The organism is Mesorhizobium sp. M0500, assembly GCF_040321165.1.
Taxonomy (GTDB): Bacteria; Pseudomonadota; Alphaproteobacteria; order Rhizobiales; family Rhizobiaceae; genus Mesorhizobium.
Genome location: NZ_JAMYRB010000006.1, coordinates 267,361 through 279,447, shown reverse-complemented (window position 1 = coordinate 279,447; position 12,087 = coordinate 267,361). Strand labels below are relative to the sequence as shown.

Below are 12,087 nucleotides of genomic sequence, written 5' to 3'. Positions count from 1 at the left end.
GGACGAACCGGAGGCTCGTCCCTTGCTGCTGATGTTGCACCGGCTCAGTTGGTGAGCGCGAACGTCTCCAGCTTGGCGGCATTGTCGCCATTGACCAGGACGCAGTCCATCAATTGCTTTTCTTCGGCGGGAGACTTCTTGTTTTTGATGAAGTCGTTGGCCTGCTCGACCGCCATCTGCGCCTGCGCGAAGGCCGGCTGCAGGACTGTCGCCTTGATGCCGCCGGAGGTGATCGAGTCGCGCACGTCGTTCGACCCGTCGAAGCCGACGACGATGACGTCCTTGCGGCCGGCAGCGGCAAGTGCCGCATAAGCGCCCATCGCCATCGTGTCGTTGCCGGAGATCACGCCCTTGATATCGGGATTGGCCTGGAGGATCGATTCCATCTTTGAATAGGCCTCGGTCTGGCTCCAATTGGCCGACTGCTGCGCCACCATCTTCAGGTCCGGATAGTCGTCGATGACGTCGTGGTAACCCTTGGAGCGGATGCCGGCATTGGTGTCGGATTCCTTGCCGACGAGCTCGACGAAATTACCCTTCTCGCCCATCAGTTTGACGAATTCCTGTGCGCCGAGCTGGGCGCCCTGATAATTGTTGGAGACGATCTGCGCGACGGCAACGCCGGTGGCATTGATCTCGCGATCGATCAGGAAGGAAGGAACGCCCGCGTCCTTGGCCTTCTGCACCGCGGCGACGGTGGCGTCGGCGCCGGCATTATCGAGGATGATCGCCTTGGCGCCGCGGCCAATCGCCGTGTCGATCAATTCGGACTGCTTGTTGGCGTCGTCGTCATGGACGAGCACCAACGCCTCGTAACCGAGTTCCTTGGCCTTGGCCTCCGCGCCGACAGCTTCCGCCTTGAAGAACGGATTGTCATGCGAGGGCGTGATGATGGCGATCAAATCCGCCGCATAGGCGGGTGCGGCGGTGCCAAGCGCCAGCATACCGGCAAAAGCCGCAAGCGTCATTCTGCGTGTCAGTTTCATGTATTCCTCCCGTTGAAAATCCGTGCCTTATCCCAAGGCTATATGCATTCGATTTCGTTAGCCGGCCGTAGGCGGCGGGTCGCGTCAGATTCACAAGCCTTGCCGGCTTCACTTCGACGGATCGCTCCCCCTATCCTCCACTCATCCAGCGCCTGATCCTGCTGCGAAGCTTGACGGTCCGATCCATCGAACAGCTAAGCCAACTGGTATGATGAGTCAATGACAATTTCAGGTGACATGTTCCGGAAGACGCGTCGCTGCCCTCAAGTGATGCGCTGAATGCTCGCGGCAATCTCCTCCGGCTCGAACACCCGCTTCCAGTCGTCTCGCATCAGCACCGGCTTGCCGAACTCTATCGCCTTGTTGCAGGCGTCGGAGAACACGCCTTTGGTCTCGCCGAAGATGACGGCGCCAAGCACGTTCATATGGCCAAGCAGGAAGTCGAGCGCCGCCTGCTTGTCGACCCCGCGCGCCACCACCTCGTCAACGGCCTCCTTCATGACGACGAGCAGCGAAGCGCATACCGTTTCCGAAAGGCCGGGCTCGAGCAGCGCCATCTGATCGACGGTGACGCGATGCGAGCGCATGACCGGGGCCCAGATGATCTTGGCGATCGCCTCACCCTTGGCGAAATCTTCCTCGGGTCCCTGCATCAAGGCGCTGACCATGTGTTGCTTGGCCTTGACGCCGCCGAAATAGTCCTTCTTCGCCGCCATGTCGGTCTCGTCGTTGAAGATCGGCGGATGGCACGGGTGGGTGACGAAATAGGTCAGGTCCGGCCGCTTCGGCAAATGCCCGGCGAAAGGTGCCGCGGCGTCGAGCACGACGACCATCGTGCCTGATGCAAGCTTGCTCTCGATACTCGCCGCGACCTTGCCGATGTGCGTGTCCGGCACCGCCAGGATCACCACATCGGCGCCATCAAGCGCCTCATCGGCGCTGACGGCATCGATGCCGAGACCCGACTTAAGCCGCTCGCGGCCGGCGTCGCTGACCTCGACATGGCGTATCGTATAGGGAGATCCGCGAAAATTGGTCGACAGACGGTAACCCATTTTGCCGCCCGCACCAAACAGCGCAATCGTTGTCATGTGTCCGTTACTCCTGAATTCAAACGACGGCCCTGCCGATCGTCATCCCATTGACTTGTGTGCACATTGCCGCCGGTTGGCGGATTAGAGAACGCAGGGGAGCCGCCGCTCAAATGACGATGCCATGGACGATGTCTCGGGCGCCCGGATGTCCAGCACAGCGCAGCTACGCGGAGCATGCTACCTTAGGTACACATTATACCAGCATACCAAATTGGCAAGCGGCCATGGCACGGCTCTGACCACTTGCTCGGTCGTCGTTTACCTCCTGTTCAACGGCAAGGAGCAATCATCGCGCTGAACCGCCGATCGGCGGGATGATTCGCAGCGAACAAAGGCCCATGCTCGAAACGTCACTCTACAGCCCGGTCAAGGCCTTCCTCGAAGGCCTGGGATTTATGGTCAAGGGCGAGATCGGCGGCTGCGATCTGCTGGCGCTGAGTGCCGACTCTCCACCGATCGTCGTCATCTGCGAGCTGAAGCTGAAGTTCAATCTCGAACTCATCCTCCAGGGCGTCGACCGTATGGCGGCGAGCGACGAGGTCTGGCTAGCGGCATGCATGTCGGCCCGTGGCAAGGGCCGTGAGAGCGATGTGAGATACCGCAATCTCTGCCGTCGGCTCGGCTTTGGCCTGCTTGGCGTGCGACCGAACGGCGAGGTTCAGGTGCTGCTCAGCCCGACGGCATTGGCTCCGCGTCGCGATCCCCGGCGCCGCTCGAAGCTAATTGACGAACATCGGCGTCGGCAGGGCGATCCTGTCGCCGGCGGCGGCTCGCGTGCGCCGATCATGACCGCTTATCGCCAGCAGGCGCTGGCATGCGCCGCAGCGCTCGCCGACGGCCCAAAGCGGCCGCGTGACTTGAAGCCCAACCTGCCGAACGCGCCTAAGATCCTGCTGCACAATGTGTATCGCTGGTTCGCGCGCACCGATCGCGGGATCTACGAACTGACCGCTCAGGGCCGTGAGGCGTTGCAGCGCTGGCCGCAGCCCGATCGCAGCCACACCGCTGCCTGAGACAGGCAACGCCGGATTTCGCGCCCTGCTTTCCGCGACAATCACGGCTTTCGGCAAGACATCACCTCGGTCACGGAACCATATTTCGACACGATGGTTTTGTCGTCACCGAATTGATCGTCCGCTGAGCAAACGGAAGGAACGGCCATGCGCCTATCGACGACAATTGCCACACTTTCGGCACTGGCCCTTGCCTCGCCGGTCTATGCGCAATCCGTGGGACCAGAGCTTGCCCCTGTCCCGCCGACGGCCCCGCAAACCCTGCCGGAGCAAGCCACGCCCGAAGGGACCACTCCCGACCAGACTACACCTGACCAAGCCTTCTCCGCCCAGAATTTCACCGCAGTGACAATCGTGGCGATGGAGGATCTGCCTCCTGACATCAAGGCACAGGCGGAGGCCGTCGTCACCCAGACCAGCGCCGAGGATTTGCGCATCCTGCAAAGTTCGATCGACGCATCGCCGCAGGCGGCATCGGCGCTGGCGGCGAACGGGCTTAATTCCACGCAGGTCGTGGCGGCCAATATCGACGGCGACGGCACGCTGACGCTGATCATCCAGACGACGACGTGAGCGGCTGAAAGCGGACAAGCCGGCTCCGGCACGGAAACGAAGGCCGCCCGATCGCGGAGGACTGTCATGGCCGAGGCTGCAGTTCGCAACTTCACCATCAATTTCGGGCCACAACATCCCTCCGCTCACGGCGTCCTGCGGCTGGTGCTCGAACTCGACGGCGAGATCGTGGAACGCGCCGATCCCCACATCGGCCTGCTGCATCGCGGCACCGAAAAGCTCATCGAGTACAAGAACTACCTGCAGGCCTTGCCCTATTTCGACCGGCTCGACTACGTCGCGCCGATGAACCAGGAGCATGCATTCTGTCTCGCCGCCGAGAAGCTCCTCGAAATATCGGTCCCGAAACGCGGACAGCTCATCCGCGTGCTTTTCTGCGAAATAGGCCGGCTGTTATCGCACCTCCTCAACGTCACCACGCAAGCCATGGACATCGGCGCGCTGACGCCGCCGCTCTGGGGTTTCGCCGAGCGCGAGAAGCTGATGGTCTTTTATGAGCGCGCGTCCGGCGCCCGCATGCACGCGAATTATTTCAGGGTCGGCGGCGTGCATCAGGATCTGCCGCCGGAACTCCTCGACGACATCTGGAAGTTCTGCGATCCGTTCCTCAAGGTCTGCGACAATCTCGAAGAGCTGTTGACCGAGAACCGCATTTTCAAGCAGCGCAATGTCGATGTCGGCGTGATCGGCCTCGACGATGCCTGGGCCTGGGGCTTTTCCGGCGTGATGGTGCGCGGATCGGGCGCGTCCTGGGACCTGCGCAAGGCGCAGCCATACGAATGCTATTCGGAGATGGATTTCGATATCCCAGTCGGCAAGCATGGCGACTGCTACGACCGCTATCTCGTCCGCATGGAGGAAATGCGCCAGTCGGTCCGGATCATGCGGCAATGTCTGGAAAAGTTGCGCTCACCAGAAGGTCAGGGGCCGGTCGCGATCCCGAACCGCAAGATCACGCCGCCGCCGCGTGCCACGATGAAGCGCTCGATGGAAGCGACGATCCACCACTTCAAACTTTATACCGAAGGCATTCGCGTGCCGAGCGGTGAAGTCTATGCCGCCGTCGAGGCGCCGAAGGGTGAATTCGGCGTCTACCTCGTGTCGGACGGGGGCAACGTTCCCTACCGATGCAAGATCCGCGCACCTTCCTTCGCCCACCTGCAAGCGATGGATTTCCTGTCCCGAGGCCATATGATCGCCGATGTTGCCGCGATCATCGGCTCGCTCGACATCGTGTTCGGAGAAATCGATCGCTAGTTTAGCCAGGTCGCAGGATCTTCCCCGATCGCAGGATCATTCGTCGTTAGTAGCCGCGCAGGCAGGCCTGGACGGCGCACGACCGCCGGTCAGACGAAGGCTCTCACCTGCGGCGGGCCAGCTCAAATTCTCACATCAAAGACTGACGCATGGCCGCGACAAGGCGCAGCCAAGCGTCGAGGAGTTTCACAATCTGCGCGGCCCGACGGGGCACGAGCCCTTCCAAGTTCGGAAGCGCTCTCCACGGCGCGGAAAGAACGCGTGTTCCGCCGTTCCTCGTACCGCCTCAATGCACGATCAAGCCCTTCATCCAGGCAACAAATCTGTTGCCGCGAACTATCCCGCGCACCCTGGCAGCGGCCCATCTCGCTTGCATCGTAGCGCCGACATGGCAATGGCAGACGATTTGATGCAACTGCCGGTCGCTCAGTTCGAAGAAGCGCTTTGCCTCACCATAGGTATCATCGCTGAGGCCCATGGCACGCAGAACCGGATCCTCGAAGGCGACAGTGAGCGGCGTCCCAGCGCCACGCGATCTGTCACGCGCTTCCCTGTTCATATATTCGGTGCCTGGAAGCGCCCCAAGGCATCGGGTCGGGTTTTGTTCGAGAAGTTCCGCCCAACGTTCAATCCGCTGGGTTCGAGTCATCGCCGGGTACGCCGCGAAGGACTCAACTTCCGCGACGGCCTGCAGTTGGTCGAGTGTTTGATGTTTCATGGTCGGCTCCTGTCGACAGGTGAATTCGCCCACGCCTACATGAGCAATTATCGCGCCATGGAGCGCTGACAAGGCCGGACCGCCGTAACATGAGGCGTACGGATCACCTGCCCGGTGAAGCGGCGCTCGAATTCCGACGCGCCCCCGCCTGTGTTCGATGTCGACCCGTTAACCGAACCCGTTTCCGGACAGGAACTTTTGCGGAAGCTTGCCGTTTGGCTTTGCGTCCGCTTCGGCGGCTGCAATATCAGTCTTGAAAGCAATTCCGTTGGACACGAAGCCTCAACGCGTCGAGCAAGACGTCGAGCCTGTAAATGAAACCCGGGAGCAACCGGCCCCGGTTCGAGAATCTCGTGAGCGATCGGCAGAGCCCCGGCAGGAGAAGCTCGACGGGAATGCCTCGCAACGAAAGGCCGGTCTGCTCGGCTTTCCCAGGCGCCATCCCTATGCGGCCGCAGCCATCGCGCTTGCGCTGTTGCTCGTCGCGGCAGGCATCGCGATCTGGTGGCTGAACGCTCGCCAGTACGAATCGACCGACGACGCCTTCATAGATGCGCGCACAGTGACGATCGGTGCGCAAATAGCCGGCCGCATTACCGAGCTGGCGGTTACCGACAATCAGCATGTACAGGCGGGCGATGTCCTCCTGCGTATCGACGACAGCGACTATCAGGCAAACCTGAAGCAGGCCGATGCCGGTGTCGCCGCGGCCGAGGCCGAAATCGTCAATGTCGCCGCCCAGATCGAGGCTCAAAAGGCAAAGGTGAACGCTGCCCAGAGGCAGGTTGCACAGGCCAAGGCAGCGCTGGATTTCGCCAAGGCCGAGGATCAACGCAATCGCGAACTCCTGGCCAGGGGCACAGCAACGCAGCAGCAGGCGCAGCAGGCGGCATCGACGTTGCGTCAGGACCAGGCCGCGCTGGACAGCGCCGAGGCCAATGTCGCCTCCGCAAAAAGCCAGGTTTCGGTCTTGCAGGCACAGGCCAGGAGCGCCGAGGCGCAGCTCGAGCAGGCAAAGGCCAGCCAGGAGCAAGCCCGCATGACGCTGTCGCGCACGACTATCACAGCACCCGCAGCCGGGCGCGCAACGAGCATTTCCGCCGCTAAGGGCACCTACGCCCAACCCGGCCAGGTATTGATGATGTTCGTTCCCGACGAGGTCTGGGTGAAGGCCAATTTCAAGGAGACGCAGCTCGATCTGATGCGGCAGGGACAGCCGGTCGACATCGACATCGACGCCTACCCGGACAAGTCCTTTCATGGCCGCGTCGACAGCATCCAGGCCGGCAGCGGCACCGCCTTCAGCCTCCTGCCGGCCGAAAATGCCACCGGCAATTACGTCAAGGTGGTGCAGCGCGTGCCGGTCAAGATCGTCTTCGACAAGCCGCCGGATGTGCTTCTCGGGCCAGGCCTGTCGGTGGTGCCGACGGTCAAGGTGCGATGAACGGCGAAACCGCCAGAAATCAGGGCGAAAGCCGATCCGCCGCCGGGACACACAATCCGTGGCTCATCGCCGTCGTCGTCTCCATCGCCACTTTCATGCTGGTGCTGGACACCTCGATCGCCAATGTCGCCCTGCGCAACATCGCCGGCAGCCTGGCGGCCGGAATGGATGAAAGCACCTGGGTGATCACCACCTATCTCGTTGCCAACTCGGTGATCATTCCGGTCAGCGGCTGGCTGGCAAGCGTCATCGGCCGAAAGCGCTACTACATGCTCTGCGTTGCGACCTTCACCGTCGCGTCGCTGCTGTGCGGACTGGCGCCCAACCTGGAACTGCTCATCCTGTTCAGGGTCCTTCAGGGCCTCGGCGGCGGCGGCATGGCGCCAAGCGAGCAATCGATCCTTGCCGACACCTTTCCGCCTGAAAAGCGCTCGCAGGCCTTCGCGCTTTACGGCATTGCCGTCATCGTCGCACCGACGGTCGGGCCGACGATCGGCGGCTGGCTGACGGACCATTTCTCCTGGCACTGGATCTTCTTTATCAACGTGCCGTTCGGCATCCTGTCGCTGGCCCTGGTGCAATGGCTGTTGGTCGAGCCGGACGTACTCGAACGCGAACGCAAGGAACGACTGAAGGGCGGCCTGAAGATCGACGGGGTCGGGTTCGTCCTGGTGGCGATTGCCTTGGGGTGCCTGGAGATTTTTCTCGACCGGGGCCAGCGCTACGATTGGTTCGCCTCGGATTTCATCACCACTTTCGCAGTGATTTCCGCGATCGCGTTCCTGCTGCTTATCCCATGGGAACTCAGTCGCAGCGATCCGGTCGTCGACATGCGTCTATTGTTCACGCGCCAATTCGGCACGGCCTTCCTGGTCATGATGGCGGTCGGTGCTATCCTGTTCAGCACCACCCAGATCGTGCCGCAGCTGCAGCAGACGACATTTGCCTACACCGCGACGCTCTCGGGCCTTTCGATGATGCCGGGCGGCATCGCCATGCTGATCTTGATGCCGGTATCCGGATTTGTAGGCACCATCGTGCAGCCCAAATACCTGATCATGATGGGCATGTCGGTGGTCGCAGTGGCCCTTTGGCATATGACCTCGCTCACCCCGGACGCCAGCTTCCGCTTCTTTGCCTTTGCCCGTGTTTTCCTGATGGTCGGACTGCCGTTCCTGTTCATTCCCATCTCGACCGCGGCCTATGTCGGCCTGCCCCCGCAGAAGACCAACCAGGCATCGGCGCTGATCAACGTTGCGCGCAATATCGGCGGCAGCATCGGCGTCTCGCTGTCCAACACCGTCATTGCGCAAAGCTCCCAGATCCATCAATCGAATCTGGTCGGCCACACCGTGCAGTCGTCGCCCGCCTATCAGCAGGCGCTTCGGCAGGCGACCGAGCATTTCGTCGCCCAGGGTTCGCCGATGGTCGAGGCGAAGCAGCAGGCGATCGGCTGGCTTGGCCAGTTGATCGCCCGCCAGGCCACGCTGCTCGCCTATGTCGATGTCTTCCGCTACTGCGCGGTGGCAACCGCCCTGCTCGTTCCGCTTGCTCTGCTGCTGCGATCAAGCAAGTCGGGCAGCAGACAGGCGAATCCGGAGATGGGCTGACCAGAAGGCGGGAACCAGCTGACCCATTGCGTTGTTCTGCGCCAAGAGGAGATGATCACGATGGCCACTATTCCCACACCCGAGCCAATGCCGACCCCGGTGCCGCCGCCTCCCATCCCCGATCCCAAGCCCGTGCGTGAGCCGGACCCCGACAGGCTCCCCGACGAGGACCCCATTCCCAATCCGGATGAAAACGATATTCCGCCGAAGCGGGCGTTCAACATCTAGCCTATCAGATTTCGAGCACAGCGTAGGGGCGGCCGGTCGGCTTGGCGACATGCATGGCAACGTTATAGACCGACGCCCCGCCCGGTGTGCGGCCCTCGTAGGCGCCGCGATGCGCATGGCCATGCACCACCGCGCTGACCTGGAACCGGTCTATTGTCTCGGCCAGGCGTGACGAACCGAGAAACGGGAAGATCTCCAGCGGCTCGCCTTCGACCGTCTCGACGACAGGCGCGTAGTGCAGAACGACAAGCGTGCGTTTGGCGCGGACCTGCCGCATTGCGTTTTCAAGCCGCATCGCTTCGTTCACGCTTTCCGCCACCATTGACTTGATCGCCGGTTCGCCGAAGGAGCCGAGCATGCGCGATCCAAAACCGCCAACGAAACCCTTGACCCCGACGAACCCGACCTCGTGAATCTCCGTCGCCTCGCCGTCGAGCAGGTGAACGCCCGCCTGGCGCAGAATGTCGGTGACCTGCTCGACGGCGCCTGACTCATAGTCGTGGTTGCCAAGTACGGCGACGACCGGGATCGTGCAGGCACGCAGTTCCTCGGCAAGGATTTCGGCCTCCCGAGGCTTGCCGAGGTTGGTAAGGTCGCCGGTCAGCACGAGAACCTGGGCTGCACGCGACATCTCGCCGAAAAGATCGCGGTACGAGGCCTGGTCCTCCTTGCCGACATGCAGATCGCCAATGGCGGCGACTTTGAGTGCGCTGCCGTTTTCCGCCTTCGGCGAAGCGGTTTCGAGCTCGTCAGCCATTGCTATGTTCTCCTTCACCGCCGACGTCGGCAAAACCCCAGTCGTTGACGTCGATCTCATAGTCAGTTCGTGAAAGCATGCGCCCACGGCAGATTTTCATCCGGGAAGGTGGCAATTCGCGCTGCTTGGCCAGCCGGTCAAGCAGCTCGTCGAGCAGCCAGGCGGGCACGCGGCCCCGCTCCGTCGGATAGATCCATCGGAAGTTCAAGAGATGCATCAGCAGAACTTCCCAATGAACTTCCATGTAGGAAAGCAGCCTTTGCCAGTCGATCTGGTCGTGGGCCTTGAGGATGGTGTGCGCGACGTCGGCACCATCGTGGCGACCGCGGTCCTGGATGAAACTTTTGGACCAGATAAGCTCGGTGGGCCCGATGATCCGCACCTGGCTGCCCAGCAATTCGCCCTGACGGGCGTGCTCCAGCCACTGGTCGTCGACAGGCATTGTGCCGTTCATCGAGGCGAAAATGACGTCGAAAAAATGGGTGCCCTTGAACACTTTGCCGAGCCACCGGTCGTCCTCGACCACGACGGCGTAGCCGATCTGCTTAAAATGGGCGAGGATGCGCGGGCAGTCGCCGGCCTTGCAGAAAATGTCGAGATCCTTGGTCTGACGGATGATCCCGGTATAGGCGCTTACGGCATAGGTGCCGGCGACGAGAAAGGGGATGCCGGTCGCGACAAGTTCGCGGATCGCTTCGATATAAAAGACCTCCGCTTCGGCATTGCGAAGCGTCGGGGCGGCTTTTGGGTCGACCGACGGAACGGATGCCGGGATGGCGCTTTCCGGTGGGGGATTAATGATCATGGCAATGGCTCCTGGCCCGGCAGACCAGCAGCCGCCTGTATCTAATAGCCAAGCATGCCCGATGGTTCCCGCCGTTACGCGGCACTGCCGCTCTCGCCTGCTGCATCAGGCGGACATGCCGCCGTGGCAGGCCTTCGAAGCGGTCATGGTTGTCGGCTGCGGCGCGGCCCTAAAATGATATGTGAGCGGTCATTTTTGACGTCAAGATCGCAGCGCGGTCAGCCTCAAGCACGTCGAGGCGGAGTGGGCCCGCTATCGTCCTCGGGTTCGGAAAGGATTGGCTTCAACATGGTTCCCGAACTGTCGGAGGCGCTGCGCACTCGGCGCAACAGCCACTTGAGCGCCCGTGGCCAGACCGACTCTGTTTGCCGGAAAGCTGCAGGCGGCGTGGCGAAAAGGCCATTCTCCATTTTGTAGTCCCTCACTGTCTCAGTCCAATCAGCGTTCTTCAACGAGCAAAGCTTGTGTTGGTTCCGCGTCGCCATCGGCGGGAGCACGGGCTGGACAGGCGAAGTCATCGTTGGTGGGTTCGAGCGGGCTAGCCCTCTGCAGCGAAATCAGTGGCCTCGGCGATCAAGTCGCGGAATTCAGCCCACTAGCCGGCGGGATTCAGCTCGTATCCTAATGCGCCGGCTCTGGACACGACCCGCGAAGGCTGAAATTGTGATCGGCATTTTCCAGTTGCAAATTTGGTTGGGCTCGGCGGGGATGGCGCTGGTTTCTGAAGACATTGCCAGCCATCCGGCACTGCGTCGCCATGTCCAGGCTCAGTCGCGGACGCTTCTCCAGACCTATGAAGCGAACCCGCGGCTGGCTTCCGTATTCGCCACGCAACAGCGTTGGCTGATGGCCCATATCGGCCTTGGCTTGTATTTCAATCGAGAGCCGGACGATCATCGCAAGGGACTTACGTCCGCACGGTTCATGGACGACATCTGCCGGCATTCGGTGGCCAGCCGCAACACCGCCGATGCCTTCCTGAAGGAGATGCTGCATTACGGTTTCATCCGGCATCTGCCGATTAAATATGGGCGCATCCGCCCGTTTCAGCCGACCGCGGGCACTCTGGAGACGGTTGCCGGCTGGGTCATGGCTCATCTCAAAACGCTGGACAGCCTGGACGGTGGATCTCGACTGGCTGCATTCGTCGTACAACCGGATGTGCTCGCCAAACTGCAGCCGCTGGTGGCCGACGGCCTGCTTTCGTCGCATGCCGTGCGGCAGCCAAAACAGACTTTTTCCTTGTTCACCTGGCTCGACAATGGCGGCATCGTCATGGATTGGCTGATGTCCGGCGTCGATCCCGATTATGCCGACCTGGACCGAATCCCGACCGGTGTCGTCTCAATCGGGGATTTCGCGAACTGGCTCAAGCTTTCCCGCACTCACCTGTCACGCAAATTGCGCGATGCCGAGGAACTCGGCAGCATCGGCTGGTTGGGCCAGCGCGGTCACTCGGTCATGTGGGTGTCGAGCGAGTTCTATCAGGAATACATGACCGCCCAGGCGGTCAAGCTCGCCATCATCGATGCAGCCTTCGACAACTGTGTTGTAACTTCCGAAACCAGCTGAACCGCGAGCCGACCGCCCTCGTGGCAGCCT

The 12,087-nt window shown here is 61.7% G+C and carries 12 protein-coding genes; 7 read left to right on the top strand and 5 right to left on the bottom strand.

Features of this window, described 5'->3' with window-relative positions:
- Positions 1 to 44: 44 nt before the first annotated feature.
- Together NKI70_RS14670 and NKI70_RS14665 are read right to left on the bottom strand one after the other, a co-directional pair.
- Positions 45 to 986 carry a D-ribose ABC transporter substrate-binding protein gene (locus tag NKI70_RS14670; protein ID WP_023675475.1) on the bottom strand — a complete coding sequence of 314 codons (942 nt, stop codon included), beginning with the start codon at positions 984 to 986 and terminating at the stop codon, positions 45 to 47.
- Between the two features lie 263 nt (positions 987 to 1,249).
- Positions 1,250 to 2,077: a phosphogluconate dehydrogenase C-terminal domain-containing protein gene (locus NKI70_RS14665; RefSeq protein ID WP_352568083.1), complete on the bottom strand. Its 828-nt coding sequence runs from the start codon at positions 2,075 to 2,077 to the stop codon at positions 1,250 to 1,252.
- A gap of 341 nt (positions 2,078 to 2,418) precedes the next feature.
- Between NKI70_RS14665 and NKI70_RS14660 the strand changes: the two genes are divergently transcribed.
- From NKI70_RS14660 to NKI70_RS14650, 3 genes are all read left to right on the top strand, one after another.
- A complete protein-coding gene (locus tag NKI70_RS14660; RefSeq protein ID WP_352577760.1) occupies positions 2,419 to 3,093 on the top strand; it encodes a DUF2161 domain-containing phosphodiesterase in 675 nt (224 codons plus the stop codon).
- A 147-nt stretch (positions 3,094 to 3,240) separates the two neighbouring features.
- Positions 3,241 to 3,666 carry a hypothetical protein gene (locus NKI70_RS14655; protein ID WP_023675471.1) on the top strand — a complete coding sequence of 142 codons (426 nt, stop codon included), beginning with the start codon at positions 3,241 to 3,243 and terminating at the stop codon, positions 3,664 to 3,666.
- A gap of 66 nt (positions 3,667 to 3,732) precedes the next feature.
- A complete protein-coding gene (locus tag NKI70_RS14650; RefSeq protein WP_352615389.1) occupies positions 3,733 to 4,923 on the top strand; it encodes an NADH-quinone oxidoreductase subunit D in 1,191 nt (396 codons plus the stop codon).
- Between the two features lie 286 nt (positions 4,924 to 5,209).
- Here NKI70_RS14650 and NKI70_RS14645 read toward each other — a convergent pair whose 3' ends face one another.
- Positions 5,210 to 5,641 (bottom strand): hypothetical protein, encoded by a 432-nt coding sequence (locus NKI70_RS14645; RefSeq protein ID WP_023675469.1) that lies wholly within the window; start codon positions 5,639 to 5,641, stop codon positions 5,210 to 5,212.
- Positions 5,642 to 5,909: 268 nt separating this feature from the next.
- Between NKI70_RS14645 and NKI70_RS14640 the strand changes: the two genes are divergently transcribed.
- The 3 genes from NKI70_RS14640 to NKI70_RS14630 are packed head-to-tail and all read left to right on the top strand — an operon-like array spanning position 5,910 to position 8,923.
- Positions 5,910 to 7,085, top strand: coding sequence for an HlyD family secretion protein (locus NKI70_RS14640; RefSeq protein WP_352697460.1), 1,176 nt, complete (start codon positions 5,910 to 5,912; stop codon positions 7,083 to 7,085).
- Complete coding sequence (locus tag NKI70_RS14635) at positions 7,082 to 8,695, top strand: DHA2 family efflux MFS transporter permease subunit (RefSeq protein ID WP_352697458.1); 1,614 nt, start codon at positions 7,082 to 7,084, stop codon at positions 8,693 to 8,695. The genes NKI70_RS14640 and NKI70_RS14635 overlap by 4 nt, the downstream gene beginning before the upstream one ends.
- A 60-nt stretch (positions 8,696 to 8,755) precedes the next feature.
- On the top strand, positions 8,756 to 8,923 hold the full coding sequence (locus NKI70_RS14630) for a hypothetical protein (RefSeq protein WP_352448160.1): 168 nt from the start codon (positions 8,756 to 8,758) through the stop codon (positions 8,921 to 8,923).
- A 4-nt stretch (positions 8,924 to 8,927) separates the two neighbouring features.
- On the opposite strand, the gene NKI70_RS14625 is transcribed toward NKI70_RS14630, so the two are convergent.
- Together NKI70_RS14625 and NKI70_RS14620 are read right to left on the bottom strand one after the other, a co-directional pair.
- Positions 8,928 to 9,680 carry a metallophosphoesterase family protein gene (locus NKI70_RS14625; protein WP_023675466.1) on the bottom strand — a complete coding sequence of 251 codons (753 nt, stop codon included), beginning with the start codon at positions 9,678 to 9,680 and terminating at the stop codon, positions 8,928 to 8,930.
- Positions 9,673 to 10,485: a nucleotidyltransferase family protein gene (locus tag NKI70_RS14620; protein ID WP_352586627.1), complete on the bottom strand. Its 813-nt coding sequence runs from the start codon at positions 10,483 to 10,485 to the stop codon at positions 9,673 to 9,675. Before NKI70_RS14620 ends, NKI70_RS14625 begins: the two co-directional genes overlap by 8 nt.
- A gap of 708 nt (positions 10,486 to 11,193) precedes the next feature.
- On the opposite strand from NKI70_RS14620, the gene NKI70_RS14615 reads away from it, so the two are divergent.
- Positions 11,194 to 12,057, top strand: coding sequence for a hypothetical protein (locus tag NKI70_RS14615; RefSeq protein WP_352697672.1), 864 nt, complete (start codon positions 11,194 to 11,196; stop codon positions 12,055 to 12,057).
- The last annotated feature ends 30 nt before the right edge of the window (positions 12,058 to 12,087 follow it).

Coding starts and splice junctions, on each gene's coding strand:
- NKI70_RS14670 (WP_023675475.1), bottom strand. CDS start 986: ATGAAACTGACACGCAGAATGACGCTTGCGGCTTTTGCCGGTATGCTG.
- NKI70_RS14665 (WP_352568083.1), bottom strand. CDS start 2,077: ATGACAACGATTGCGCTGTTTGGTGCGGGCGGCAAAATGGGTTACCGT.
- NKI70_RS14660 (WP_352577760.1), top strand. CDS start 2,419: ATGCTCGAAACGTCACTCTACAGCCCGGTCAAGGCCTTCCTCGAAGGC.
- NKI70_RS14655 (WP_023675471.1), top strand. CDS start 3,241: ATGCGCCTATCGACGACAATTGCCACACTTTCGGCACTGGCCCTTGCC.
- NKI70_RS14650 (WP_352615389.1), top strand. CDS start 3,733: ATGGCCGAGGCTGCAGTTCGCAACTTCACCATCAATTTCGGGCCACAA.
- NKI70_RS14645 (WP_023675469.1), bottom strand. CDS start 5,641: ATGAAACATCAAACACTCGACCAACTGCAGGCCGTCGCGGAAGTTGAG.
- NKI70_RS14635 (WP_352697458.1), top strand. CDS start 7,082: ATGAACGGCGAAACCGCCAGAAATCAGGGCGAAAGCCGATCCGCCGCC.
- NKI70_RS14630 (WP_352448160.1), top strand. CDS start 8,756: ATGGCCACTATTCCCACACCCGAGCCAATGCCGACCCCGGTGCCGCCG.
- NKI70_RS14625 (WP_023675466.1), bottom strand. CDS start 9,680: ATGGCTGACGAGCTCGAAACCGCTTCGCCGAAGGCGGAAAACGGCAGC.
- NKI70_RS14620 (WP_352586627.1), bottom strand. CDS start 10,485: ATGATCATTAATCCCCCACCGGAAAGCGCCATCCCGGCATCCGTTCCG.
- NKI70_RS14615 (WP_352697672.1), top strand. CDS start 11,194: ATGGCGCTGGTTTCTGAAGACATTGCCAGCCATCCGGCACTGCGTCGC.